Source organism: Azospirillum agricola, assembly GCF_020005195.1.
Taxonomy (GTDB): domain Bacteria; phylum Pseudomonadota; class Alphaproteobacteria; order Azospirillales; family Azospirillaceae; genus Azospirillum; species Azospirillum agricola.
The window spans coordinates 257474-280879 of sequence record NZ_JAIFZR010000001.1 but is presented as its reverse complement, the minus strand read 5'-3'; the positions used below and the strand labels follow the sequence as shown (position 1 = coordinate 280879).

General features: G+C 69.3%; 26 protein-coding genes. 4 read left to right on the top strand and 22 right to left on the bottom strand.

Annotation, left to right across the window (positions count from 1 at the left end):
• Nucleotide 1 precedes the first annotated feature (1 nt).
• The 16 genes from JN22_RS01115 to JN22_RS01040 form a co-directional block, all read right to left on the bottom strand.
• A complete protein-coding gene (locus JN22_RS01115; RefSeq protein ID WP_085552151.1) occupies nucleotides 2–6688 on the bottom strand; it encodes a tape measure protein in 6687 nt (2228 codons plus the stop codon).
• Between the two features lie 274 nt (nucleotides 6689–6962).
• Nucleotides 6963–7367, bottom strand: coding sequence for a hypothetical protein (locus JN22_RS01110; protein ID WP_085552150.1), 405 nt, complete (start codon nucleotides 7365–7367; stop codon nucleotides 6963–6965).
• A 104-nt stretch (nucleotides 7368–7471) separates the two neighbouring features.
• Entirely contained in the window at nucleotides 7472–7951 is a 480-nt protein-coding gene (locus tag JN22_RS01105) for a hypothetical protein (RefSeq protein ID WP_085552149.1), read from the bottom strand.
• 75 nt (nucleotides 7952–8026) lie between these two features.
• On the bottom strand, nucleotides 8027–8419 hold the full coding sequence (locus tag JN22_RS01100) for a DUF3168 domain-containing protein (RefSeq protein WP_143268086.1): 393 nt from the start codon (nucleotides 8417–8419) through the stop codon (nucleotides 8027–8029).
• On the bottom strand, nucleotides 8416–8865 hold the full coding sequence (locus JN22_RS01095) for an HK97 gp10 family phage protein (protein ID WP_143268085.1): 450 nt from the start codon (nucleotides 8863–8865) through the stop codon (nucleotides 8416–8418). Before JN22_RS01095 ends, JN22_RS01100 begins: the two co-directional genes overlap by 4 nt.
• On the bottom strand, nucleotides 8865–9197 hold the full coding sequence (locus JN22_RS01090) for a phage head closure protein (RefSeq protein WP_085552147.1): 333 nt from the start codon (nucleotides 9195–9197) through the stop codon (nucleotides 8865–8867). The genes JN22_RS01095 and JN22_RS01090 overlap by 1 nt, the downstream gene beginning before the upstream one ends.
• On the bottom strand, nucleotides 9194–9502 hold the full coding sequence (locus tag JN22_RS01085) for a head-tail connector protein (protein WP_085552146.1): 309 nt from the start codon (nucleotides 9500–9502) through the stop codon (nucleotides 9194–9196). Before JN22_RS01085 ends, JN22_RS01090 begins: the two co-directional genes overlap by 4 nt.
• Nucleotides 9503–9551: 49 nt before the next feature.
• Nucleotides 9552–9977, bottom strand: coding sequence for a hypothetical protein (locus JN22_RS01080; RefSeq protein ID WP_085552145.1), 426 nt, complete (start codon nucleotides 9975–9977; stop codon nucleotides 9552–9554).
• A gap of 58 nt (nucleotides 9978–10035) precedes the next feature.
• On the bottom strand, nucleotides 10036–11301 hold the full coding sequence (locus JN22_RS01075) for a phage major capsid protein (RefSeq protein ID WP_085552144.1): 1266 nt from the start codon (nucleotides 11299–11301) through the stop codon (nucleotides 10036–10038).
• 9 nt (nucleotides 11302–11310) lie between these two features.
• A complete protein-coding gene (locus JN22_RS01070) occupies nucleotides 11311–12150 on the bottom strand; it encodes a head maturation protease, ClpP-related (RefSeq protein WP_085552143.1) in 840 nt (279 codons plus the stop codon).
• Nucleotides 12137–13366: a phage portal protein gene (locus JN22_RS01065; RefSeq protein WP_085552142.1), complete on the bottom strand. Its 1230-nt coding sequence runs from the start codon at nucleotides 13364–13366 to the stop codon at nucleotides 12137–12139. The genes JN22_RS01070 and JN22_RS01065 overlap by 14 nt, the downstream gene beginning before the upstream one ends.
• 7 nt (nucleotides 13367–13373) lie before the next feature.
• The gene (locus JN22_RS01060; RefSeq protein ID WP_085552141.1) at nucleotides 13374–15053 is read right to left on the bottom strand and encodes a terminase large subunit; all 1680 of its coding nucleotides are present in this window, start codon (nucleotides 15051–15053) and stop codon (nucleotides 13374–13376) included.
• A gap of 3 nt (nucleotides 15054–15056) precedes the next feature.
• Complete coding sequence (locus JN22_RS01055) at nucleotides 15057–15650, bottom strand: terminase (RefSeq protein ID WP_223677506.1); 594 nt, start codon at nucleotides 15648–15650, stop codon at nucleotides 15057–15059.
• 158 nt (nucleotides 15651–15808) lie between these two features.
• Nucleotides 15809–16201: an HNH endonuclease gene (locus tag JN22_RS01050; protein ID WP_085552140.1), complete on the bottom strand. Its 393-nt coding sequence runs from the start codon at nucleotides 16199–16201 to the stop codon at nucleotides 15809–15811.
• Between the two features lie 3 nt (nucleotides 16202–16204).
• Nucleotides 16205–16387, bottom strand: a complete 183-nt coding sequence (locus JN22_RS01045; protein WP_085552139.1) for a hypothetical protein — start codon at nucleotides 16385–16387, stop codon at nucleotides 16205–16207.
• Nucleotides 16387–16677, bottom strand: a complete 291-nt coding sequence (locus JN22_RS01040; RefSeq protein ID WP_085552138.1) for a hypothetical protein — start codon at nucleotides 16675–16677, stop codon at nucleotides 16387–16389. Before JN22_RS01040 ends, JN22_RS01045 begins: the two co-directional genes overlap by 1 nt.
• Before the next feature lie 210 nt (nucleotides 16678–16887).
• Here JN22_RS01040 and JN22_RS01035 point away from each other — a divergent pair, with 210 nt between their 5' ends.
• A complete protein-coding gene (locus JN22_RS01035; RefSeq protein ID WP_223677505.1) occupies nucleotides 16888–17130 on the top strand; it encodes an AbrB/MazE/SpoVT family DNA-binding domain-containing protein in 243 nt (80 codons plus the stop codon).
• Nucleotides 17127–17513 carry a type II toxin-antitoxin system death-on-curing family toxin gene (locus tag JN22_RS01030; RefSeq protein ID WP_085552137.1) on the top strand — a complete coding sequence of 129 codons (387 nt, stop codon included), beginning with the start codon at nucleotides 17127–17129 and terminating at the stop codon, nucleotides 17511–17513. The genes JN22_RS01035 and JN22_RS01030 overlap by 4 nt, the downstream gene beginning before the upstream one ends.
• Nucleotides 17514–17674: 161 nt before the next feature.
• Here the strand turns inward: JN22_RS01030 and JN22_RS01025 are convergent, their stop codons facing one another.
• The 5 genes from JN22_RS01025 to JN22_RS01005 form a co-directional block, all read right to left on the bottom strand.
• Nucleotides 17675–18490: a hypothetical protein gene (locus JN22_RS01025; protein ID WP_223677504.1), complete on the bottom strand. Its 816-nt coding sequence runs from the start codon at nucleotides 18488–18490 to the stop codon at nucleotides 17675–17677.
• 423 nt (nucleotides 18491–18913) lie between these two features.
• Nucleotides 18914–20059: an AAA family ATPase gene (locus tag JN22_RS01020; protein WP_085552136.1), complete on the bottom strand. Its 1146-nt coding sequence runs from the start codon at nucleotides 20057–20059 to the stop codon at nucleotides 18914–18916.
• Complete coding sequence (locus tag JN22_RS01015) at nucleotides 20056–21039, bottom strand: DUF7146 domain-containing protein (protein WP_085552135.1); 984 nt, start codon at nucleotides 21037–21039, stop codon at nucleotides 20056–20058. Before JN22_RS01015 ends, JN22_RS01020 begins: the two co-directional genes overlap by 4 nt.
• Entirely contained in the window at nucleotides 21036–21248 is a 213-nt protein-coding gene (locus tag JN22_RS01010; RefSeq protein ID WP_085552134.1) for a hypothetical protein, read from the bottom strand. Before JN22_RS01010 ends, JN22_RS01015 begins: the two co-directional genes overlap by 4 nt.
• On the bottom strand, nucleotides 21248–21673 hold the full coding sequence (locus tag JN22_RS01005; protein ID WP_143268084.1) for a hypothetical protein: 426 nt from the start codon (nucleotides 21671–21673) through the stop codon (nucleotides 21248–21250). Before JN22_RS01005 ends, JN22_RS01010 begins: the two co-directional genes overlap by 1 nt.
• A 143-nt stretch (nucleotides 21674–21816) precedes the next feature.
• On the opposite strand from JN22_RS01005, the gene JN22_RS01000 reads away from it, so the two are divergent.
• The gene (locus tag JN22_RS01000; RefSeq protein WP_179166007.1) at nucleotides 21817–21987 is read left to right on the top strand and encodes a hypothetical protein; all 171 of its coding nucleotides are present in this window, start codon (nucleotides 21817–21819) and stop codon (nucleotides 21985–21987) included.
• 226 nt (nucleotides 21988–22213) lie between these two features.
• Here JN22_RS01000 and JN22_RS00995 read toward each other — a convergent pair whose 3' ends face one another.
• Nucleotides 22214–22534: a hypothetical protein gene (locus tag JN22_RS00995; protein WP_085552131.1), complete on the bottom strand. Its 321-nt coding sequence runs from the start codon at nucleotides 22532–22534 to the stop codon at nucleotides 22214–22216.
• Between the two features lie 104 nt (nucleotides 22535–22638).
• Here JN22_RS00995 and JN22_RS00990 point away from each other — a divergent pair, with 104 nt between their 5' ends.
• The gene (locus tag JN22_RS00990) at nucleotides 22639–23385 is read left to right on the top strand and encodes an XRE family transcriptional regulator (RefSeq protein ID WP_085552130.1); all 747 of its coding nucleotides are present in this window, start codon (nucleotides 22639–22641) and stop codon (nucleotides 23383–23385) included.
• The last annotated feature ends 21 nt before the right edge of the window (nucleotides 23386–23406 follow it).

Below are 23406 nucleotides of genomic sequence, written 5' to 3'. Positions count from 1 at the left end.
GTCACCCGTTGACGGTGCGGCGGCGGGAGCCGACCGGGTCGGCGGCGCGGCCGGTCTGGCGGGCCAAGGTGGTGATGGCGGCGGCAACCTCGCCGGTCGCGGCGACGTTGTCAGCGTCGCCGCTCTCGATGGCGGAGGCGATGCGCTCCAGGATCGCGACGGCCCGGTCGAAGCGCTGCTCCAGGCTGGCCGTGCTGCCGCCCCCGCTGGCGCGCAAGGCGGTGACGTTGCCGCTCCACCGGTCATTGGCAGGCCAGCGGCCGGCATTGAGCGCGGCCAGCCCGTCGGCGCCGAGCACGCCCATGCCGCGCAGGTTGACGACGCCCTCGCCGGGCATGCCGATCAGCGGCACGGAGTCGACTCCGGGGATTGAGACGCCGGGGATGTGCGGGATGATGCCGCCCAGCGCGAAGGTGGGCACCCCCTTGTCGTGCGCCACCTGACGCAGCCACGCCGCCGTCTTGCCCTGGTCGGAGCCCGCAGACGCCGCACCGATGACGGCGTTCCAGAGAGCCGGGTCGAGCGATAGGGCGTTGGCGTAATCCACCTTGGATTGGAGCAACGCCGAGCCGCGCGCGTTGAGTTCCGCCGCCGACAACTGGCCAGCGTTGTTCTGCGCCACCAAGACGTCATACTGCGCAAACCACTGGCGCATCCACTCGGCCGCCTGTTGCGTGGCCGTCGTGCCGCCCTTGTCCGGGGCGACCGGCTGTGTCGGCGCGATGATCGACGACAGGCCCGTCAAGGCCTTCAGGTTGTTGTCGTTCGCCTCGATCATCGTGGCGTGGAGCTGGTCCAGACTGAAAAGCTGCTTCTGCCCGAGGTTCTGGGCGGCGGTGCGTGCAGCCTGCAACTCCTTGAGTTGGGCATCGGCGATCTTCACGGTCTGCTCGGCACTGTCCAGTTGCTCGCCGGCCGTCAGCCCCAGAGCTTCGAGTTTCCGCTGGCTGTCCCAGAAATCGGTGTTGTCCGTGCTCTCGAAGAAACCACGAGCGATCTCGTCGCGGCTGTTGAGCAGCCCGATGATCCGCGACCGTGCGTCCTCGTCGCCGCCTACGGCCTTCGCATAGACGTCCTCGACCTGCCGCCGGGCCTCCTCCAGCCGCTCCCGAGCCGACAACGGGCTGATGCTGTCGTTCAGCAGGCGATCCTGGAGGGCGTCCCGAACCGACTTGACGAACTGACCGGTGGCGCTGACGACGTCGCGCGCCGATTGCGTGTTGTCGTTGATCGCCTGGATCTGACGATCCACCTCGGCCGTGTACGCCTGCTTGGCGGTGTCGAGGATGGTCTGGGCGCGCTCGGCGGCGAGCACCGTGTCCAGGTTGGTCAAGTCCTGGCCGCGCAGCCCATTGTTCCACGCGTCCTGGCGCTGCCGGGCGGCGTCTTGGTCAAAGCGCAGGGTGGCGGCCCAGACCGAATTGCCCGACGCCGAGACGGCGCGGGTGAAGATGTCGGCACGGGCATTGTCGGCCTGCGCCGCCCGCTCGGTCGCCCTCGTGACCGCCTCGATCCCCTGAACCCACTGTAGCCCGGCAATGTAGGCGTCGCTCATGCCGTCGGTGACGGCCTGGGCGACGTCCCGCTGGTCGGCGAGCGCCTGGGCGTAGCTGTCGGCCGCACCGCCCTCACCCAGCGCCCGCAGCGCGCGCACAGTGAGGTCGGCGGTAGCGGCAGCCTGACCGGCCTGCCGCATGTTCTCGGCCAGCGTACCGATTTCCCCGCCGAGCGTCCGGGTGACGTCGGCGAGCTGCCCGAGGTTGAGCCCCGACAGTGCGCTGGTGAGCTGGGCCGTCACCAGCGTGTCAGCCTTGCCGGCGGCGTCGCCCACGCCGACAGCGGCGAGGTTGCGCCGGACCGTGTCGCGGCTGCTGTTGATGGTGCTCAGGTTGGTCAGGTAGGAGCGGCCCTGCGCGTCGTAGAGGCTGGCCGTGTACTCGGCCACGGCCTGCGCCCGCAGCTTTTCGGCCTTCGCCGCAGCGTCCGCCCTGATCTCGGCTTCACTGATGCCGACGTTCCAGCGGGCAACCGCCTCGATCCAGGCATCGGTTTGCCCATTGAGCTGCGCCATGGCCGTTTCGAGCGGCGTCCAGCTCTGCGCCGCGCCCTCGAAGGTGCTGCGGATCGAATCCTCCAGGCTGTCGCGATACCCCGCCCCAAGGCCGATGGTGTCGGCGGTCTTGATCTCATCATCGACAGCCTTGAAGCCGTCCGCCGCCGCCGCCTTGGCGCTCGCCCGCACCTGATCGAGCGTGGTGGACAGGCTGGCAAAGGCGGCGGTGGCGTTGTCGATCTTGGCGGCGACGTCGAGATACTTCTGGATCTCCTCCAGGTCGCCGGACGCGCGCACGGTCGAGTTGGCGAGCGCCTTGGCGACGGCGCTGTTCGGGTCGCTAGCCGTCGCGTCGGCGAGGATTTGCCGCACCAGCTCCTTCGGGTCGTTGTGGACGCCGTTGCCGGTTGCCTTGTCGGTGCCGCCCTCCCAATACCCATAGTTCTGCGCCTTCAGCGTCAGGCCGTAGGTATCGGCCAAGGCGTTGAAGCCCTGCGCGACGGCACCGGTTACCGTCTTGACGTTGCTGGGGTCGCCCCCGTTGTCCGCCGCGCTCGGGCCTTGGACGTAACGCCCGTCCTGATAGACGACGTTGCCCTGTGCATTCGGGCCGACCGATGGCTTCTGGCTGCCCAGCGCCGCCATCACCGCAGCGATCACGGCGGCGGCGGCGATGCCCCACGGACCGCCCGCCGCCCCGGCGCCGAGAATGGCCTCGGCCGCAAACGCTGACCCCGCGCCGAGCGCCGCGCCAGACGCAGCCCCGGCGATCTTGCTGCCGCCGAAGAACTGGTTGGAAATGAGCGACCCACCGAAGCCGCCGATCATGCCGTAGGGCGCCGCCGCGCCGATGGTGCCGGCGGCGCCGACAAAGCTGTTGCCGGCACCCGTCAGCATCATGTCGCCGGCCACGACGGCTTCGGGGATGACGCCGACAGCCGATTGCGACAGGCCGAGCGCCGAGCCGAAGCCCGAAGTCGCGAAGCTACCCGCCGTCTGCGTCGCCGCCAGCCCCGCCCCGCCATTGAAGATCGACCAGCCGTTCCTGGCCAGACTGGCCGCGTTCGTGGCGGTGCCGAGGAGGCCACCGCCGCTGGCCTGCGCCCCTGAACCCACCGAACCGCCAGATGGCGTCGAGAGCCCGAACAAGCCGGGGGCCGCCCCAACCACTTGGGTGACGATGGGCAGAACGACCTGGGTTTCCAGAGCGGCGACCGCGATACGCTTGAAGATGGACCTGAAGACGTCCACCACGCTTGTCGCCTTGGACGGGTCCATCAGCCGGTCGTACAGCGCCTCCGAAATGTCGCCGGAAATCTCCTTGGCCGTGGCCTGAACCGACTTCAGGTAATCGATCATCGCCCGCTTGTCGGCGATCTGCTCCTGCCATTCGAGCCACTGGCGGGCTCCGTCCTCGCCCAGTTCTGCGACCTTGCGGGCCGCCTCCTGCTGGTTGCGCAGGGTGGTCAGCGCGCGCTCGCGCACCGGCTCGGCCTGCCCCATAAGCTCAAGCTCGCGCTCGGCGAGCGCCAGATTGTCGTTGGCGCTCTGCCGGGCCTGCTCCAGCCGGTTGTTGTCGTTGGCCGCCCGATTCTTCCGGTAGGCGTCCAGCGCATCGTTGAGGGCCTGCTGCGCCTTGGTCCCGGCGACCGTCGCGTCGGCGCCCAGCTTGCGGGTGAGGGTGAGCTTGTACTCCTCCTCCTGCGCGATGCGGACCGCCTCGCCCCCGGCCGCCATGGCGAGCGTCAGCGCGTTGGTGTTGGCCGTCTCCAGCTCCAGCCCGCGCACCGTCTCGTTGCGGATGGCGACGAGCGCCGCCGCCTCTTCCCGCAGGTTCGCGGCCTGCACCGCCGCGACGTTGCCGCCGGCCTTCGCCGCCTCCTGCGCCAGCTTGGTCGCCTGGGTCGCCGCCCTGGTCGCGGCCTCGCCCAGGCCGGCGGCCTGCGCCATCACCATCTGCGCGTCGGCCGCCAACAGGATCTCCTTGGCCGCCTGCCCGGCGGCGGCCCCGGCCCCGGCGATGGCGACGGCGTAATCCTGCGCGGCGTTCTTCTCCGCGACCTTCCGGTCGACGCCGCGCGCGACCAGCTCCTCCACCGCCTTTTGACGGGTCAGCTCGGCGGCCAGCGTGGCGTTGCCGGCGGCCTGGGCCCTGGTGATCCGCGTGTCGAGGTCGAGCACCTTGGCGCGGGCATCGGTCGCCGCCTGGACGCGGGCGGTTTCCAGTTCCCGCGCCTTGTCGAGCATCTGGAGGTATTCGGGACTGACGGTGGTGAGCAGGGGTTCGCCCTTCTCCGCGCGCGCCTTGTTGACGCTTTGCAGCATGGTGAGCGCCGTCCGCGCGGCCCCCTCCGCCGAGCCAAGCTGCGCAATCTCACGGTTCATGTCGGCCACCGCCGACGCAACCGGGTCGATCTTCAGCTTCAGCGCCGCCATGATGCCGGCAACTTGATCGGCGTTCGTGCCATAGGTCCGCAGGAACCCGGCCCCGGCCTGGAGCGCCTGCCCAAGGGCCGTCACCGACTTCTCGGTCTGGGCCTGCTCGTTGGTCATCAGCCGGCCCGACTGCACCAGCAACCCGGCCTGCTTCATGGCGTCGCCGACCGCGATGTTCAGCGTGTTGAACGCGCTCGACCCGCGCGACAGCTTGTTGGCCAGCTCCAGCCCGACCGCGTCGCCGGTCTTCTGCCCGACGGATTGGAGCCCATCGAGCGCGGCGGCGGTTGCGGCCACCTCCTTGCGCGCGGCGGCGAGCTGCGCTTCGAGGCGCGCGACGCCACCGTCGCCGCCGGTGCCGAACAGGGACGCGAACAGACCGGCGGTGCCGCCGGAGTTGCTGTCCTCCCGCGCCTCCGCGACCAAGCTCTGTAGGGTGGCGACCCGCGCGGCGGCGGCGTCCGCGGCGGCCTGGGCGGCGGCCACCTCGTTGCGCTGCTTCTCCAACAGGGCGTTGGCCTGCTCCCGCGTCGCCGACGTCATTTCCTGCACGCGCTGCCGTCCCTCCGAGACGACGCGGTTGTAGCGCTCCTGCGCCTTCTCCGCCTCGCTGGTGCGGGTGGCAAGGTAATAGACCGCCGCTCCACCGATCAGCATGGCAGCGTTCCAAGGGCCACCGACCAGAGCCAGCAGCCCGGCCCCGACCGACTTCGCCGCGCCCCAGGCGACCGACAGCAGGGAGGCGCGCTGCGCCAGGGCGACGGACGCCGCCTGCGCGCCGGCCGATGCGGCGGTCAGATGCGCATCGGCCACGGCGACCGCCTCCCCCGAAGCGGCAGCGGCGAGCTGGGCTGCGCGCAGCCGGGCGAGCGAGGCGATCTTTTCCGTGTCGGCGACGATCGAGGCTTCGCGCGCCATGATGACGGCGGCCTCGGCATCGCGCTCCGCCGCCAGGGCGCGGTTGAGCACATAGATGTTGGTGGTGAGCTGCGTCTTGGCCTTGGCCTGGAGCAGCGACGCCTCGGCCACCGCGATGTTGCTGGCCGTTGTGCCGGCCATCGCCGCCTTGGCCGCATACTCCGCCTCGGCCGCGCGCAGGGTGGCGGCGGTGGTCGCCTGGGCGCGCTGGGTCGAGATCAACGTCTGCGCAGCGGCCAGCTGCTCGGCGTTGGCGGCCTCCGCCGTGGCGACGGCCTTGGCGTAGAGCGCTACCTTCTGGTCGTCGATGGCGCGGGTGAGTGCGGCCATGCCGGACGGCACCATGCGCACGACGGCGATGCCGCCCAGCGCCAGGGCGACCTGCGTCGCGACGGAGACGACGGAGTCGAGGTTGTTGCCCAGCGTGGTCAGGCCGCGCGCCAGGGCGGTCGTGGCTCCGGCCGCCTCGTTGGCTTCGCCGATCAGCTTGCCCATCGCGTTGTCGAGCGTGGTCAGCGCCCGGCCGATGGTTGGGACGGCGGTTTCGAACTCGGCCTGGATTTTCGGGATCTGCCCGAGGAAGGCGTCAAAGAACTGTTTGTTGGAGACCTTGCCGTCGTTGATCAGCTGCTTCAGGCGCGAGACTGAGCCACCGGCCTCGGTCAGCCCGTCGGCGACGGCCTTGGCGATGCGCGGGGCGCCGTCCAGCACCGAGTTGTATTCTTCGGCCTGGACGCGCGCCGAGCCGAGCAACTGCCCAAGTTGCTGCATGGCCCCGGCCGCCGCGTCGGCGCTGGTGCCGGAGACGGCGAGCGCCTGGGCCACACCGCCGGCAAAGCGGGTGAGCTGCTGCTGACTGGCCCCCAGCTCGCCCGCCGACTGCGCCGCGCGGCTGTAGACGTCCACCACCGACACCATGGCAACGCCAGCCTTCTGGGACGCCTGGAACAGCTGCCCCTGCGTTTCCTTCAGCTCGGCGGCGTCGCCGGCCACCAGCCGCAGCCGGTTGCCGACCTGCGTCCACGCCTCGGCGTAGTCGACGGTCTTGGCGGCCAGGGCGCCGACCCCAGCGATGCCGGCGACCGCGGCGAACTGACCGAGCCGCTGGGCGACGACGGCGACCGACCGGTCGAGCCGGCTCATCGCCTGATCCATGCGCCCGAGCGAGGTCGAGACGGCGCGCTCGGCCCGGTTCACCGACTGCTCGGCCGAGCGCATGCCCCGGTCGAGCCCGCTGGCATCGGCACCGAGCGTGACGTAAAGACCTTCGAGTTCCGCCATGGATCAGGCTCCGGGCAGGATCACGACTCAGGCTTCCGATAGCGCGGACTGCTGCGCAGGATGGCCAAGAGCCGATCGGCCGCTTCTTCCTCGGACTCGGCGGAAGGGGTCTCCTCCTTCTCCGCGCCCCAGGGATTGGTCTTCTCCAGGAAATCGATCTTGGCGTCCAGCGCCGCCTCGATGTGGAAGATGGACGCCCGGAGTGCGACTCCAGGCGTCCATCCAAGCCAACCGGTGGCGTAGCCGAACAGCAGATCCCCGTACTCAGCCAGCGTCAGGCGCCGGCCAGCAGAGGGTTTTCCTCGCCTTCGTCACCCTCCTGATCGGCAGACAGGTCGGCCGCCACATCTTCCGCGGATTGCTCGGCCAACACCTCTTCGGCCGACTTGCCGCCGTTGAAGAGGCGGAACACGTAGTTGCTGACCGGCTCGATCAGCGACGGCACCCCGCTGGCGAACATCATCTGCGGCAGCTTCTTGGCCTGCTGGTCGTTGAAGCCCAACCCCTGGCGCAGCACCGTGGTGAGTGTGGGGACGTCCCCCGCGAAGATTTTGCCCAACAGGGCACTGTGGTTGCCGTAGCGGCTGCCCAGCACACTGAACGCCTGGAGCGTCGGCTTCAGGGTGTAATCGGTGCCGGCGAGGGTGATGGTGACTTCGCCCTTGGTGAGCTTGGACATGGTCGGGGATCCTTGAGATTTGGAGGGGATTGCCGGGGTGTCGGGAAAAAGGGTGGGCGCCGCCCCGACAGCAGCGCCCGCCCACTCTCGGCCGAGAGAGCCGGTCAGCTGCCCGTGACGCGGGCGCCTTCGATGATGAAGCCGTCGATGCCGATGTTGATGTTCGCCTTCACGACTTGGTTGGCGTCGCCGAACTGGTTCTTGTAGCTGAAGATTTTCGCCGGAAAGTAGAAGCGGGTCGGCTTGGCGCCGACACCGGTCGGCTTGTCGTTCAGCTCGACCTTGATGTTCACGTTCTCGTAGCTGTCCAGCCCTTCGAGCATATCGGCCTGCCCAACATCTTCCGGGACGCGAGCCGTGGAGAGCGAGAACGTGCCGTTGTCGAGCGCGCCCTTCAGGCGGCGGACGACGCCTTCGTCGATAGTGGTGTAGGTGACTTCCTGGTACTGCGCGCCGAACTCGCCGACGTCCAGCAGCATGCCGACGCGCACGTAGGTCAGCGCATCGTATTCGGACAGCGTGTCGCACTCGGTGCCCGCCTCGACGTACACCTTCATCTTGGCGGTGGAAATGGCCTTGGCCATGGGGACGCTCCTTTCAGGCATGAAAAAAGCCGCCCCATGGGGCGGCTGAACTCCGGCAGCGGGGGCCGAAGAGGGTCAGGCGCTCGGCAGCAGCAGAGCGCGGAAGCGGAGGACGCCGTGACGGGTCAGGCCGTCCGGCTCCAGGAAGAGGGTTTCGAAGGCGAAGCGCAGCAGCACGAGATCATGGCCGACGACCGGAAGTGGCTGGTCGTGCAGGGCAGCCTTGATGGCGCCCATCAGCTTCTTGGCCTCCTTGCGGCCGGCGTAACGGCTCCAGACATGGAGCGTCGCGTCGATCTCCTCGGCGTCGGCGTCGACCAGCGGGCCGGGGGTCGTCACGTCCTCGCCGATGACGACGTAGGGGAAGGCCCGCCCCTGCGGCACGTCGTCAAGCACAGCGACCGGGGCGAGCGCCGGCCGCAGCGCCGCCAGGATCGCGACTTGCAGGGGCCAGGAGGCGCCGGTCATTTCCCACCCCGCTGGGCGGCACGGGCCAGGGCGTCGCGCACGGCCGCGCGAATCCGCTTGAGGCTGGCGGCGCGATGCCGGCGGTAGGCCGGGAAGAGGAAGGGCTGGGCCGGCGCGCCGGGGTGATGGATCACCCCGCCCTCGGGCATGACGATGTCGTGCGGCGCCGCGCCGAACTCGACCAGATGGACGTGACGGATCCGGCGCTTGCCCCAGGAGCCGACGCGGGCCTGGAGGCCGTCCCGGCTGATCAGGAGGCGCAGCTTCCGCTTGAGCTTGCCGGTGGCGTAGGGATGCTCGGCGCCGGGGGCGGCGGCCACGGCCTCGGCGTGGATCGCCGCACCGGCCGTCGCGACGGCCTGGGCGACGTCGGCCTTGATGTCGATCGGCAGCTTGCGCAGCGCGGCGCGCAGCGAGCGGGCGCCCGAGACGGTGCTCTTGGCCATCAGAGGGCGACTCCCGCTTCGGCATCGATGGTGAGGAAGGGGACGCGCGGGCCGGCATCAGCGACGAACCGGATGTTGTGGGCCCGGCCCTGCCAGACGATGCGCATGCCGGCGTCGAGACCGGCCCGGCGGCGGACCTTGAAGCGCATCATGGTGGTGGCCTCGACCTGCTGCGCCTCGGCGCGCTCGCGGCCGGAGACCGGCCAGACCTGCGCCCAGACGGTGGCGACCAGCGCCCAGCCTTCCGCCGCGCCGCCGCCCTCGTCTTCAACGCGGGTCTTGGCCTCGATGCGGATCCGCTGATCCAGGTCGCCCGCGCCGGCGGTCTTCATGCGAAGGTGATCCGGCGGTACGGGTCGAGCAACCACGCGACGGTGGAGTTCTTGACGTGGGTGGCGCCGATGATGGCGGCCTCGCGGTTGGCGTAGAGGTCGCCGAGCACCAGCAGGATCGCCAGCTTCACCGGGTCGGGCACCGGCACCTCGGCGCCCTCGCCGTCCTGCCAGGGCAGCGGCCGGTCGAGGTGCTGCGCGACGGCGCCCTCCGCCGCCGACAGCTTCAGCGTGATGTCGGCGTCATCGGCGTCGCCATCGACGCGGAGGTGCGCCTTGGCCTCGTCCAGGGTCACGACGGTCATGCGGGACGCTCCGGAGCGAGGGGGCGCCACAGCGGGCGCCCCGTCAGGGTCAGGCCGGCGGGTTGCTGGTCGGGAACATCGCCGGGTGGCCGAGCAACGCCACCGCCGAGACGAAGCTGTTCCCGGTGTTGTTGGCCGGCGTCACGGTCAGCCGGACATACCGCTTGATGCCGACGTAGCCGATCTTGAACACCTTGTCGTCGTCCGCGAAGGTGAAGCTCGCCAGGGCCTCGGTGCCGAGCAAATCCACATCCGGCACCGCGGCGGCGTCGGACAGGTTGGCGGCGTTGCCGTGCTCGACCAGCACGGTGAAGGTGGCGTCGGCATCGGCCAGGGCGCCGGTGAGGATCAGGAACGTCAGGCTGCCATAGCCCAGCATGTCGATGATCTGGGAGACGATGGGCGTGTTGTCGGTGACGGCAGCCGCCGGGGAGATCGCCCGCTTCGGGGCGATGCTGTTCATCAGGTCGCGCATGGAAGGCCCTCCTTCAGGCCTGGAAAAGGGGATGCGGCGGCCCGAAGGCCGCCGAGGATCAGGCGGCGATCTTCAGCAGCTTGAACGCCTCGAAGTTCTGCACCCCGCCGCCGGTGCGCTTGGTGGTGTAGAAGAGGATGTTCGGCTTGCTGGTGAACGGGTCGCGCAGCACCCGCACGCCGACCCGGTCCAGGATCAGGTAGCCGCGCTTGAAGTCGCCGAAGGCGATCGGGAAGGCGCCAGCCGCGACGTCGGGCATGTTGTCGTCGTCCACCAGCGGGTAGCCCATGAAGGAGGCGGGCTCGCCGGCCAGCACCGACGGTTGCCACAGGTAGTTGCCCTGACCGTCCTTGAACTTGCGGATCTTGCCCACCGTGGCGTCGTTCATCAGCCAGGAGGCGTTCTGACGGTAGCCCCGCTTCAGGGCGTAGATCAGATCGAGGAAGGCATCCGACGGGCTGGAGGCGGCGAAGCCCGCCGCGCCGCCGGAGACGACGAAGCCCAGCTTGCCCCAGGCGTGATCGGCGTTCGCCACCTTGTCGTAGGACAGCAGGCCGCGCGGCTCGTCCACGCCGTTGCCGCTGATGTGGGCGGCGCCCTCCTGCTCGGCGAACTCGATCGACACCTCGTCGGCGAGCCACTGCTCGATGTTCATGGAGGCGTCGTCGAGCATGGTCTGGGTCGCGGCCGGCTGGGCGTACAGCTCCTTCATGCCGAACTCCAGGCCGATCAGCCGGGGCGTGGCGGTTTCGGGCCGGCCGCTGTTCTCGCCCACCCAGCCGCTGGTGGCGCCGCCGACGTTCACCAGCTTCTTGTAGGCGGCGGCGCCGATCGAGCGCACGGTGGCGACGGAGCGCATCGACGACATGGTGCCGAGCACGCGGTCGATTCCGGACTCCATCTCCACCGGCACGACATAGCCGCCGTCCGGATCGCTCTGGGTGTTGAGCTTCGCCTTCACCTCCAGGTCGCGCAGGTTGGCGTCGACGCCCTTGCGGAAGAACTGGCCGAACGCCTTGGCGTGCTCGGCGCGCGCCGGGTCGTTGTCGCCGCCGCCGGTGCCGTTCAGCTTCAGGGCGGCCAGCTGGGCGTTCGTCTGGTCGAGAGCCTTCTGCATGTCGGTGACGGCGGCGTTGATGCGGTCGACCTTCTCCACCTTCACGACGTCGTCGAAGCCCTTCTTCATCTCCTTGATCTGTTCGCCGTGCTCCGTCCTGAACTCGGAGAATGCCTTCTGTAGGTTGGCCAGGATGGTGTTGGCATCGGTGGTCGCGTCCGCGCGCACCGATGCGATCCCGCGCTTGCGGGTGGTCAGCATCTTCATGTCGTCCTTTCAGGATCGAATGGTTTCGAGAAGCCGCAGGGCTGCGGCGGGATCGAAGCCAGCGCGGAGCGTGGCGGGGGGCTCGGCAGCGCTGGACGTGCCGAGGGCTTCGCGCATCAGGCGGCGCCGCTCGGAGCGCGGCAGGCCGTCCTTGGCGAGAAGGGCGTCGAGACGGCGCCGGGCGGACAGCTCGGCCCGCGCGGTGGCGCCGTCGGAAGAGGGGGCGGGGTCGTTGAAGGTGGCGTCGGCGAAGCCCTTGTCGACGGCCTCCGACGCCCGCATGAAGGTCTCGGCGTCCATCAGCTGGGCGACGGCCTTGACCGTCTGGCCGGTGCGCGCGGCGTAGATGTCGGCCATCGCCGCGTCGTACTGCTCGAAGGTGTCGGCGGCGGCCCGCCAGTCATGGCGGTTGCCGACGACGGAGCCCCATGCGTTGTGGATCATCAGGAAGGAGCCGAGCCCCACCTCGATGCGGTCGCCGGCCATGGCGATGATGGAGGCCGCCGATGCGGCCAGCCCCATCACCTTGACGGTCACCTCGGCCGGGTGCTCGCGCAGCAGATTGTAGATGGCCAGCCCTTCGAACATGTCGCCGCCGGGGCTGTTGACGCTGACCGTCACCGGCTTGGCGCCGATCGCGCGCAGCGCGCCGGAAATGCGCTTGGCGGTGACACCCTCGCCGGTCCACCAATCGACGCCGATGACGTCCATGATGCTGATCGTGCCGGGCTCGTCGGCCGCCGCCGAGGCCGTGGCGGACCAGCGCTCCAGCGCGTCGGATGGCGGATCCCAGTGCAGCCCCTCGGGGCGCTCGAACGCCTGGGCGACCGGGAGATTACGGAGCGACATTGCGGTTTTCTCCTGCACTGACGAGGCCGCCGCCGTCGGCGTGCCGGCCCAGGCCGACCGATTCACGGACCTCGTTGACTTCCATCCATGGCCGTTGGCCGCCGGCACCCAGCGCCTTGGCGAAGAACTCGGCCTGATCCTTCAGTGTGCCGCGCAGCAGCTCGGTCTCGTCGAAGTCGGGGAAGACGGTCCCGCGATCCGGGAGGGGGATGCAGGATCGGGTGATCGCCTGCTCCCAGGCCTGGAACCATGGCGCCAGGCCGTAGCGGACGAAAAGGATGCTCAACTGCTCGATGCCCGAGCCCCAGGACGTGTCGTCGACTCCCATCAGCGGGCGCGGCACGCCGAAGACGCGGGCGATCTCCTCGACCAGCGAGGCGCGGGCCTCGACCAACTGGGAATCCTTGGCGGTGTTGGCGAAGGGCTTGGCCTCCATGCCCTCCTCGGTGATGATCCACTTGCCGGCGTTCTCCGGGCCGGCGTGGATCTCGGTCAACGAGTCGCGGAGGAACTGCTTCCCCTCCGGCCCCAGCTTGCCGGGGTGCTTCAGGTTGCCGCCGACCATCATGCCGTTGCGGAAGATGCGCTCCGCGGCGCGGCCGGACTGGAGCGCGAGCGAGATGGTCTCGGCGGCCTTCTGGACGCGGGACATTCCCGTCAGGCCGTTCAGCGACAAGCCGCGCAGATGCAGGACATCACGCGCCTCGTAGGTGCCCTGCGTCCCGTCGGCGCGGGTGATCTCGTAGCGCACCGACAGGTCGGGCATCTGCCGCACCCGGACCCGACAGGGGTCGACCGGAATGAACTGCGTGATCCTGGCGCCGGTCCGCACGATGATGGCATAGGCGTTCCCGTGGACCAGCACCCAGGCCTGCATGAGCTGCTTGAACTCGAAGGCCGTCTGCCAGCCGTTCGGCTGGTAGGCGAGCAAATCGAACAGCGGGTGGTCCTCGTCCTTCACGACGGAGCCGGCTTCCCGGCGCATGAGGACGATCGGCAGCATGCCGATGCTGCTCGACACCAGATCGACGCAGCGGAAGACGGCCGAGTTCCGCAACGCCTCCTCCACCGACACCGTGGTGCCGGCGACGCCGCCCGTGCGCAGGAACTCCAGCAAGCTCGGATCGTCCAGGCCGGTGAAAGCTTGCCCGCCGCTCGCCTGGGGCCGCTGGCCGCCCTGCGCCCGGCCGGCGCGGAAGAAGTCGAACAAGCCCATCAGCGCCTCACAGGATCAGCAGGCCGCGGGTCGCGTAGACCGAGGGGCCGCGCGCCGCCGGGTTGGTCGCCATGAGCGCCACAGCGTTGAACGTGCTCATCAGCGGGTCGATCTTGGCCGTTCCGCTGGCCTGCTTGGTGATCGAGACGGCGTTGCCGGCCTGGACGATGCGGGCGTTGCCGACGCACCACGCCATCATCGCCCGCCCGCCGTGCGCCGCGGTGCCCGACGCCAGCCGGCGCTCGGCCGTCTTGATGGCGCCATTCAGCTTCCAGCCCTGCGAAATCCCGATGATCCGGTCCAGCGCGATGCCGCGCCCGGTCAGCTCGTCGACAATCTCGCCGATGCCGGCGGCGTCGACGCCGATTCCCTGCTCGGCCAGCAGTTCGGCCTGCTCGACCCGCATGACGACGTCGGCCAGCTCGGTGACGGCCTGGGCCGGGTCGGTGACGATGGTCAGGTTGCCGTCCTTCTCGAAGTCGAGGAGGCGGGGCGCGATCTCCTTCCGGCGGTCCAGCACGATCTTGTGCGCCCAGGCGTGGCACCAGATCAGCCAACGCCGCGTCTCCCGGCAACGCCCCAGCACGGTCAGGCCGAGCAGATCGTCGAGCCCGCCGCCGTCGATCCCGACGACAACCACCTCGCACCGCGCCAGGATCGCATCCAGGGTGATCGCCGCGTCTCCGCAGGCCTCCCAGAAGTCGGCGCCGGCCCAGCGGTCGGAGCCCATGTTCATGCCGACTTCGACGTTCAGGTGCTTCGACAGGAAGCCGCGGACGGACCCCTCGCCCTCGATCTGGGCCTTGCCATACTCGTCGAGCAGGAACTCCTCATCGACCGACGCCCCCATGTTGGGGTTGGTGACGTAGAAATTCTCCGGCCGGAGGTGCGCCTTGGCCTCCAGCATGGCCTTGGGGAACTCGTAGAGCATGCCCAGCGACTTCGGAGCGGTCAGCTTCCCGTCGCGGATGTTGCGGAAGCGATCCAGCCACTTCTTGAAGACGCCGGCCGGCGGCTCCTCGCCCTGCGTCGACAGGGCAATGACGAAGCCTTCCGGCCGGCTGGTCAGCCCGCCGCGCGCCTCGCGCAGCATCGCCTCGGCGTTCGCCCGCGTGCCGAAGACGTGCAACTCGTCGATCAGGACGCCGGTGGCCTTGTTGCCGGTGACGACGTCGCTGTCGGCCGCCAGGATCTTCAGCGTCGCCCCGGTCGTCCGATGCTCGATCGTCTTCAGGTGCGGAATCGGCCGAAGGATTTCGAGCAATTCCGGGTCGGCGCCGATCATCGCCATCGCCGGATCGGCGGAGTTCTGGGCGACCTTGATCGTCGGTGCGATGATGATGAATTCGGCGTTTTCCCGCCAGTTGCGGAGCAGCGCCGTGACCATGATCCCGGCGGCGATGGTCGACTTGCTGTTCTTCTTGCTGATCAGCAGCAGGAACTCATTGATCAGCCGCCGGCCGGTCTCCGCGTCGTAGGCGCCGAAGATGGCGGCCACGAGGTCGAACACCCACTCCCGGCACGCCTCTTCCATCGTCGGACTGCCGGGGACGTCAACGAGCTTCAGCGCGCGGAAGATCCGCAGCGCCGCCTCGGCCTCCGTCGAGAACAGCGGCGGGCACGGGACCAGCGACTCGCCGGCCACGATGCGCCGTTCCCAGTCAGGGCAGGCGGTGGTCCACTGCATGCGTCAGCCCTTCGTGTTGTCGACGGCGAGGCGCGGCGGCGCCGGGGGAGCGAACTTGTTGCCGGGCTTGGCGGCTTCCTCGGCCTTGGCCTGGGCCTCCGCCTTCTTGCCGCCGCCGGTGCCGACGCCGGCAACCTCTTTGGCGACCGCCAAAGCCTGCACGATGGTCTTCAGCGTCATAGATCGAGCCGGCAAACTGATCGCCTTCATCATCGCGGCGCGGCGCCGGCCGTTCTCGTCGTCGGCCGTCTCGATCTCGATCAGCTGCTCCAGCTCGCCAACATGCGACGTGACCGTGTCCAGCTCATCGAGCATCCGGCCGGCGATCTCGCGGGCATGCTCGACGCTGTCACGACGCTCAGCCAGGGGTATCGACCGGGCCGTCCGGTCGATCGGCGGGAGGATTTCCACGACCGGCAGGTGCGCACTCTGGTGCGCACTTTCGCGCGCAGTGCGCACCCATTTTTCCTTGTTCGCGCGGCTCCGGATGGCGCTTTCCGACACGCCAAAACGGTCCCCAATCTGGCGATTTGACAGCTTTCCGACCCGATATTCAGCCTCGATTGCCGTCCAATCGATGTCTTGGCGCTTCGCCATCGGCCGTCATGCGCACCGCAAAGTGCGCACCTCAAATTCGTCCAGCGGGAAAAAAACTCTGAATGAGAAGGGCTGCGGTCCTCCGGCAGACCGCCTCCCAGACTTTCGACCACCCCCTACCCCTGGTTGCAATGCGCGTGCCAGTCGGGTGGGCAGGGTCAGCCCCGCGCGAACCCCTGATCGCGGGCGGTACGGGCCGAGTGGCAGGGGCGGCAGAGGACGCGGAGGTTGGAGCGCTCCAGGCGCAGTTCGGGGGCTTCCTGGATCGAGGTGATGTGGTCCACCTCGGCGACGGGCGTCAGGGCCGTGGCCTCGCGCTTGCGCAGCACGACGACGGTGCCGCAGAGGGCGCAGCGGCAGCCGCGCTCAATCACGATGGCGTCGCGCAGCTTCTCCCAGTCACGGTCATAGCCCCGCTGACGGGCCGACCCTCGGGTCTCGTCGAAACGACGCTTCCGGTCCTGTTCCGACACCGTGGGCGCCAGGGCGGTGCCGGTGCGGGTGTCGAGGATGGCCAGGGGCGAGCGGAGGGAGCGGAGGCGCGGCGCCATGGGTCAGGCCTCCACGGGCTGCGGGATGACCGCGACGAAGCCGTCCATGGCGCCGACGGCGATGTGACCGTCCGGGACGTCGCCCATCAGCGGCCGGACGATGTCGGAGGCGCGGGCATAGGCGGCGGTCAGGGCGTCGATCTGGGCAGCGGCCAGGGCGATGCGGTCGGCGGGGGAGTTGAGCATCAGGCGGGCTCCATCGTCTTGACCGGCAGGCGGGCGATGATGTCGGCGTTCTGCTCGACGATGCGCTCGACCTGCTCGGCCAGGGCGTTCGTCGCCTTGGCCTGTTCGGTCAGCGCGGCGATGACGAGTTGGAACGTCTCGTTGCTGGGACCGGGCTGGGGTCGACGGGTGATGACCCAGGCCAGCCCGATCAGGCCGAGCATGATGACGGCGGCGACCTGGGCGGCCGGCGACAGACCGGCGAGGCGAACGATGGTGTCCCCAACGTCGGGGATCGGCAGGTTGTCCATGGTGATCCCCGAAAATGACGAAACCCCGCAACGGATCTCTCCGGCGGGGTTCGGCTCAGTCACACCTCAAGCGGTGTTGCGAGTCAATTATTGATAGGAAATCATTGCTAAATTGTTAACAATGTCAGGAAGAAGCTTTCCATGCTGGGTGACGGAGGTCACGTTGACACGGAAGCAGCACCATTCCATAGTTCTAACGGATGTACGAACATGGGAACGGTGAACATCATGCTTGCGCTCAAGGTCACGACCATCGGGAACTCCGTCGGTGTCGTGCTGCCAAAAGAGGTGACCGCCAAGCTGAAAGTCGAGAAGGGTGACACCCTGTACCTGACCGAGACCCCGGACGGGTACAAGGTCACGCCCTACGATCCCGAGTTCGAGCGGCAGATGCAACTCGCGGAGGGTCTGATGCGCGAACGCCGGAACGTCCTGCACGAACTGGCGAAATGACCTCCTGGCGACTCGTCGGGCTGCGCGTGACGCTGGCCGTGCATGATCGTCAACTGGCCGAGCATGGCGGTGGTGAAGGCGTCCGCGACCTCGGCCTTCTGGAATCGGCGCTTGCCCGTGCCGAGAACCTGATCGCCTACGGGCAGCCCGATGCGGCCGACCTCGCCGCCGCCTATGGGTTCGGGATCGCCCGCAACCACCCGTTCGTGGACGGCAACAAGCGGACGGCCTTCGTCATCGTCCTGCTGTTCCTCCTGGACAACGGCTACAGGCTGACGGCCTCCGACGCCGACGCCTACCAGACGATGATGGGCGTCGCCGACGGCACCGCCTCCGAGGAGGAGTTCGCGACTTGGATCAGGACGAACATCCAGCCGGTATGATCCCCTCTGTCTTGGTTGACGAGAGCCACAGGCGCTTCCTGGAAATGCTCGGCGAGCCGGTTGGGGACATCGAGCGGCTTCGCGCCCTGCTGAACAGGGAAGCCCCGTGGGAGGCATGACGCTGCTTCTCCGTCCGCCCCCGTTGCTAGGACCAAAGCGGCTCACCCCCACGGGTCGGCCGGAGCGGTGAAGCCGGTGCAGCGATGATCCCGCAGCGCCACCCGGCGCAGGGTCGCCTCCAGCGCCGCCATGCCGGCGTGCCACGCCGCGTAGAGTGCGTTGGTGTTCGCGATCCAGGCGTCGCTGGGATAGGGCTCCACCGGGCACCAGCGCACCGCCACCTGGCGCCGGCCATCATCGAGCGTCCGGTAGCTGAACCCGTTCTCGGTCGCCGGAAAGCGGTGCCGGCCGTACGGGTCAAGGATGCGGTGTCCACGGGCGTGCAGGTCGCGCAGCAGCTCCGACCGGAGCGGCTGCGTCTCCCACTCCGAGGCGATCACATGCCGCACGGCGCCGCGTTGGGTCTCCGGCACGGGCACCGGGACGAGCATCTGCGAGCCGTTCGACCAGTCGGGCCGGTCGCCCATCTGCGCGAACTCGAACACCAGCCCCCGCTGGCGCCGGTCCCGGATCGAACGGATCGCTTCGACCACCGCCTCGGCATCGGGGTGGATGCGGGGCTGGACGCCGCGCATGGCCCCTCCCCCATCGATGCGGCCGCAGCCGGTTTCCCGGCGGCGCAGCATCTCGGCCACCCCGTCGCGGCTGGAGCCGCGCGGCTCCCAATCCGGCCGGTCGACCGCCGCCTCGATGTCGAACAGCACGCCGCCGGTGCGGTCGGCCTTCTGGTCGCGGACAGCCCAGATCGCCAGCGCCTCCGCATCCATCGGCCGGCGGGCGTCGGCCGCGCCGCCAGCAGCGGGAACGTCGTTGGCGGGCCGCAGCACGGCGCCGGCCGGAGCGGTCGCAGCGGTCATGCAGCCGGGCTCCCGGCATCTCGCCAAGTCTGCCCCGACGACGCCAAGGCGGGAGGCCCGGCAATCGCCAGCACCGGACGCTCACGGGAGTTCGTCATGGCAATCGCTCCTCTCGTCGGTTGGTACGGGCAGGGCGCGCCAATAGCGCCCTACGCCCGTATATCTCCCGCAGGGAGATAGGGGGGTGCGAACAGGGGGGTGCGAACCCCTGTGAAGGGGGTACGAAGGGGGGTACGAAGCCCCTGCGAACCCCCCGTGCGAAGGGGGTGCGAAGGGGGTGAACAAGCAGCAATACTGACCTATTGTCGGCACGAAGCGCACACGCCCGGACGGCCAAGGACACGTCGCGGTCGGCATATGCGTGGGGTGACCCGGCAGCGGGAATCACTGTGGATCGGTCGGTCCTGCCGGAAGCGGGGATGCTCATTCTCCGGTTTCCCCCGCTTGTTCCCCCGAATACTTGGTATCCGGGGTACGAAGGTAGACGAAGCGGCGGGAGGGAGGCCCCATCTCCACCGCGACGATCTTCCCTGCGTCGATGAGGCGAACCTGCGCGTCGGCGATGAACTGCCATTTCAGGTCCTTGCAGGATGGCAGGTCGCGCGCGCGGTTCGCGAAACTGGTGCGGCTGTTCGGATCCATGGCGATCCGGTTGCCCTGCTTGACGAGGTAGCGCAGGGCCTCGACCAGCCGGTTGTCGGCGTCGATGCGGTCGATCAGGCTGCGGGTCGGCTGCGGGGCGTCCATCGGCGTGAACACGCCCTCCACCCAGCGCAGCTTCACCCCGGCCCCGGCCTTGCCGTAGTTCGACTTCATCGTCTTGAGCACGCGGTCGTCCGCCTGCTCCTCGTCCTCCTCGTCCCAGCCCTTGGGGCGCTTCAGGTACATGTGGCAGCGCACGGTGGCCTTCCAGGCGGTCGAGCCCGACGTGCCGGAGCCGCTCTGCATGCCCTGGGTGCTGGGGTGCGAGGTGAGGATGACGGTGCCGTTGATCTCCATGGCGATGCGGGCCAGCGCGTTGACGAAGTTCGTCACCTGACCCCGGTTGATCTCGATCCCGTCGAAGACCTGGGCGGCCGTGTCGACCACGACGATCTGCGCCCCCTGGTCCAGCACGTGGGTGCGGAGCTGGTCGTACAGCGGCGTCGTGCTGCCCATGTTGCGGCGATGATCGAACGTCATCAGCCGGTTGTCCTTGCCGACCCGCGAGGTCATCGCCATCCGCAGTTCCAGGTCGCCGGCATCGACGCCCAGGTAGCGGTTGATGTCCTCCTGCCGCCGCTGAAGCTCGTCGATGGAGTCCTCGCAGAACATGCCGTAGGTCTTGCAGGGATCGACGGTCATGCCGAGCCAGGGCAGGCCCATCGCCGCGCAGGTCAGCAACTGCTGCATCAGCAGCGACTTGCCCAGCCCGCTGTCGCCGGAAAACAGGCACACGGTTCCGCGCAGGGCGGCCCCGTCGATCACCCAGTCGCGCGGCGGCGCCTTCTGCCCGGCCCATTGCGACGGATAGACGATCTCGAACGGCTCGATGCGCTTGGGCTTCGGCAGGGGCGTGACGTTGGTCATGCCGCCACCGCCATGCGCGCCATCAGCACATCGTTCCAGTCGCCCTCCAGCGGCGCCTCGATGTCCACCAGCAGCCCGCGCCCCGCGAAGGCGTCGGCGGCCCGCCGGGCGGCGGCGAGTCCGGTTTCTCCGGCATCGGCGAACAGCACGACATGCTCCACCCCCTCGGGCAGGGCGACGCTGTGCATCCGCCCGGCGCCGTTGGCCGACCAGACCGGCAGGCTGTAGATCTGGCGCGCCGACAGCGCCGTCTCGATCCCCTCGGCCAGCCCCAGCACCCGGCCCGGCCGCGCCAGACGCACCGCGCCGTCGCGCATCGGTCCCTTGCCCTTCTTGCGCGGCGCCACGTCCAGCTTCCCGCGCCCGTCCGGCGTCAGGTAGACGCGCTGCACCGCCGTGATGGTGCCGATGGAGTCCTGCATCGCGGCGACCAGCGCCGGAAATTCGCGCCGCGCGCCGCTGTGCCACATCGCCGGGGCGAAGCGCAGGGTCGGCGGCAGCGGCAGACGGACGCCGCGCCAGCGCAGATAGGCCTCGCCCGCCGTGCCGGCGACCGGGCGGGCGTTGAACCAGATCGAGCGGGCGTGCTCCATGCGGGCACGCTCCTCCTCGTCCGGTTCCCATGCCCGGCCCTCGCCGGCCGTGTATTCCTGCGACGCCTCCACCAGCCGCCGCTCGAAGTCGAGCGCGCCGTTGCGCCGGAGCGCCGGGCGCTCGCCCGCCAGCGTCTCGACGGCGGCGGCGAAGTCCAGCCCGTCCAGGCGGCGCAGCAGGTCGATCACGTCGCCATAGGCGCCGCAACCGAAGCATTTGAAGAAGCCCTTGCGGTCGTTGATGAAGAAGCTCGGCGACTTCTCGCCGTGGAACGGGCAGCACGCCTTGAACTCGCGCCCGGCCTTGGCCAGCCGCAGGCGTTTCGCCGCCACCTGGGACAGCGGGACCGAGCGCGCCCGGTCGAGAAGGCCGGTGTCCCGCATCATGCCTCCGCCAGCCCGAGCCGGGCGAACAGCGCCGCCGTCTCGTCCATCGACAGGATCCCGTCCTCGTACAGCGTGGTGACGAGCCGCTTGCGCTGCTCCGGCGTGTCGGCGCGGCAGGCGTCGATGACGACGCGCAGGCGCTTCTCGTTCAGCGTCGCGGAGCCGGGCGCCGGCTCGACCGGCAGGTCGGCGACGGGATGGATGTGCATCAGGGGCGCGCTCCCCGGCCGGTCATTTCCGGTTCTCCTGCTTCAGCAGGCGCCGCCGCAGCCGGTTGATCCGCCACCGCACCCAGGCTTGATACAGCCGCAGCATCCAGGCGGGCGGTGATAGCGGCATCCACGGTCTCCAGTCGGGCAATTTCGGCTTTCAGTCGGACGATCCTCCGGGCCTTAGCGGCTTCGGCTCGGGCCTTCATCGACAGGTACTCGGCGGCCCACAGCCGCTCGACGCGGCCGTAGTAGATGGCCCAGGCGCGGTTGAAGCTGATCCCCAGCTCCTTCGCCGCGCGGGTCAGCGACGCCTTGGTGGTCGGCGCGCCGTCCCCGGCGTCGCGCAGCCACTCCCGCGCCTCGTCGATCAGTGCCTGATCCGTCACAGACATTGGCGGATTGACCTGCTGGTTGTGATGCATCCGGCACAACTCCCCATGCCATGGTTCGGACACGGGGAGGCGGACGCCTCGTCGTTGACGTTGAGGACTTGGCCCGTCTTCGGACGGGCGTTTTTTCCGAAGCCATCGGCCGCACCGGCCCAACCGGGATGGAGACCCCGACGATGACCGACAGCCTGGGAACCGACTTCACCCGGCACACCGAGGAGGTGCTGGCCCGCATGACGCTGATGGCCGAGCTGCTGCCGGCTGGCGAGCGCCGGGACCTGCTGGCGCTGAAGGGGCGCGTGAGGGTGCTGGCGGAGCGGGCGACCCGCAGGCCGGCAGCCCATTGACCATGCCTGTGTAAAGGCATGTGACCGCCAAGGATGTCGGCAGTACCGACCCCCTTCGCGTACTGACCACGCTCGCGCGAGGACATGCACCGATTGCACCGGCCGCACCACCATCGCGCGCGTTGCCCCGGATCGGGCGATGCGGCAAATCTGCTCTGGGAAGGCACTCAACCCGATCCTCCTTCCTCATGTGCCGGGACGGTTCGCACCCGCCGCCGGCACGGTTTCAGCCGGCGGCGCCTTGGGCTTCACTCCCCCGAGGCGCCGCGGCCCTGCGGGACCGGCGAGCCGGCGGCCTGCGGGCACCACGGCGCCCCGAGCGGCCGCGACGGGTCCAGTTCGGCCGGTCCTCGGCGGCGATTGCCAGAGCCTCCAGCGTCACCGGCAGATCGCGCAGCACCGCGCCGCGCACGAGCTTCCGCCAGCGGTTGGCCGGAACGCTGTTTCGACAGCGCCAGACCGCCACCAGCGACGCGGTCACACCGGCGTCCTCGGCAAAGGCTTGGTCGCTTGGCCACTCGGCAATGATGTCGATGAAGGTTTTCATGCAGCCTAGAGTGACTGAACGCAATTCTTCTGTCAAGCCCACCCCATGCGTATCGCAATTTATCGCTGCTTGCGTAAGCTCCGCTTACCTTTAGGCTCACCTGCATGAAGCGTGACATTGCACAGCGTCTGCGCCTCGCGCGCACCGCGGCCGGCTACCGGACCGCCAAGGAGTTCGCCGCCAGCCACGGCGTGCCGCAGCCGACCTACGCCCTGCACGAGAGCGGCGAGCGCGGCCTGCGCGCCGACGTCGCCGACCGCTACGCCTCGCTCCTGGGGGTGTCGGCGGCTTGGCTGCTGACCGGCGACGGGCAGGGACCGACGGCCATCGCCTCCGCTCCGCCGGCCCCCCCGTCCGCACCCGCCGAGCGCCAGCCAGGCGCCGAAACCGCCGACACCGTTCCCATTCCGGAGATCGACGTGCGGGCCGGCATGGGCGCCGGCGGCGAGGCCCTGCTCGGCTACCGCCCCAGCGACGACGGGACCGGCTACAGCGAGACGGAGCGGATCACCGGCCTGTGGGAGTTCCCGCCGGACTACCTGCGGCAGGAGCTGCGCATCGGCAACGGGGCCGCCCGGATCATCCCGGTCCAGGGCGACAGCATGGAGCCGACGCTGTTCACCGGCGACCGGGTGATGGTCCATCTGGAGGACCGCTTCCCGTCGCCGCCGGGCGTCTTCGCTCTGTGGGACGGCTTCGGCGTGGTGGTGAAGCGCCTGGAGTTCGTGCCGAACAGCGATCCGCCGCGGATCACCATCTCCTCCGACAATCCTCGCCACGGGCGCTACGAGCGCACCGCCGAGGAGGTGAACATCATCGGCCGCGTCGTCTGGTTCGCCCGGCGGATGTGACCCGGCCGGCCGGAACCAACC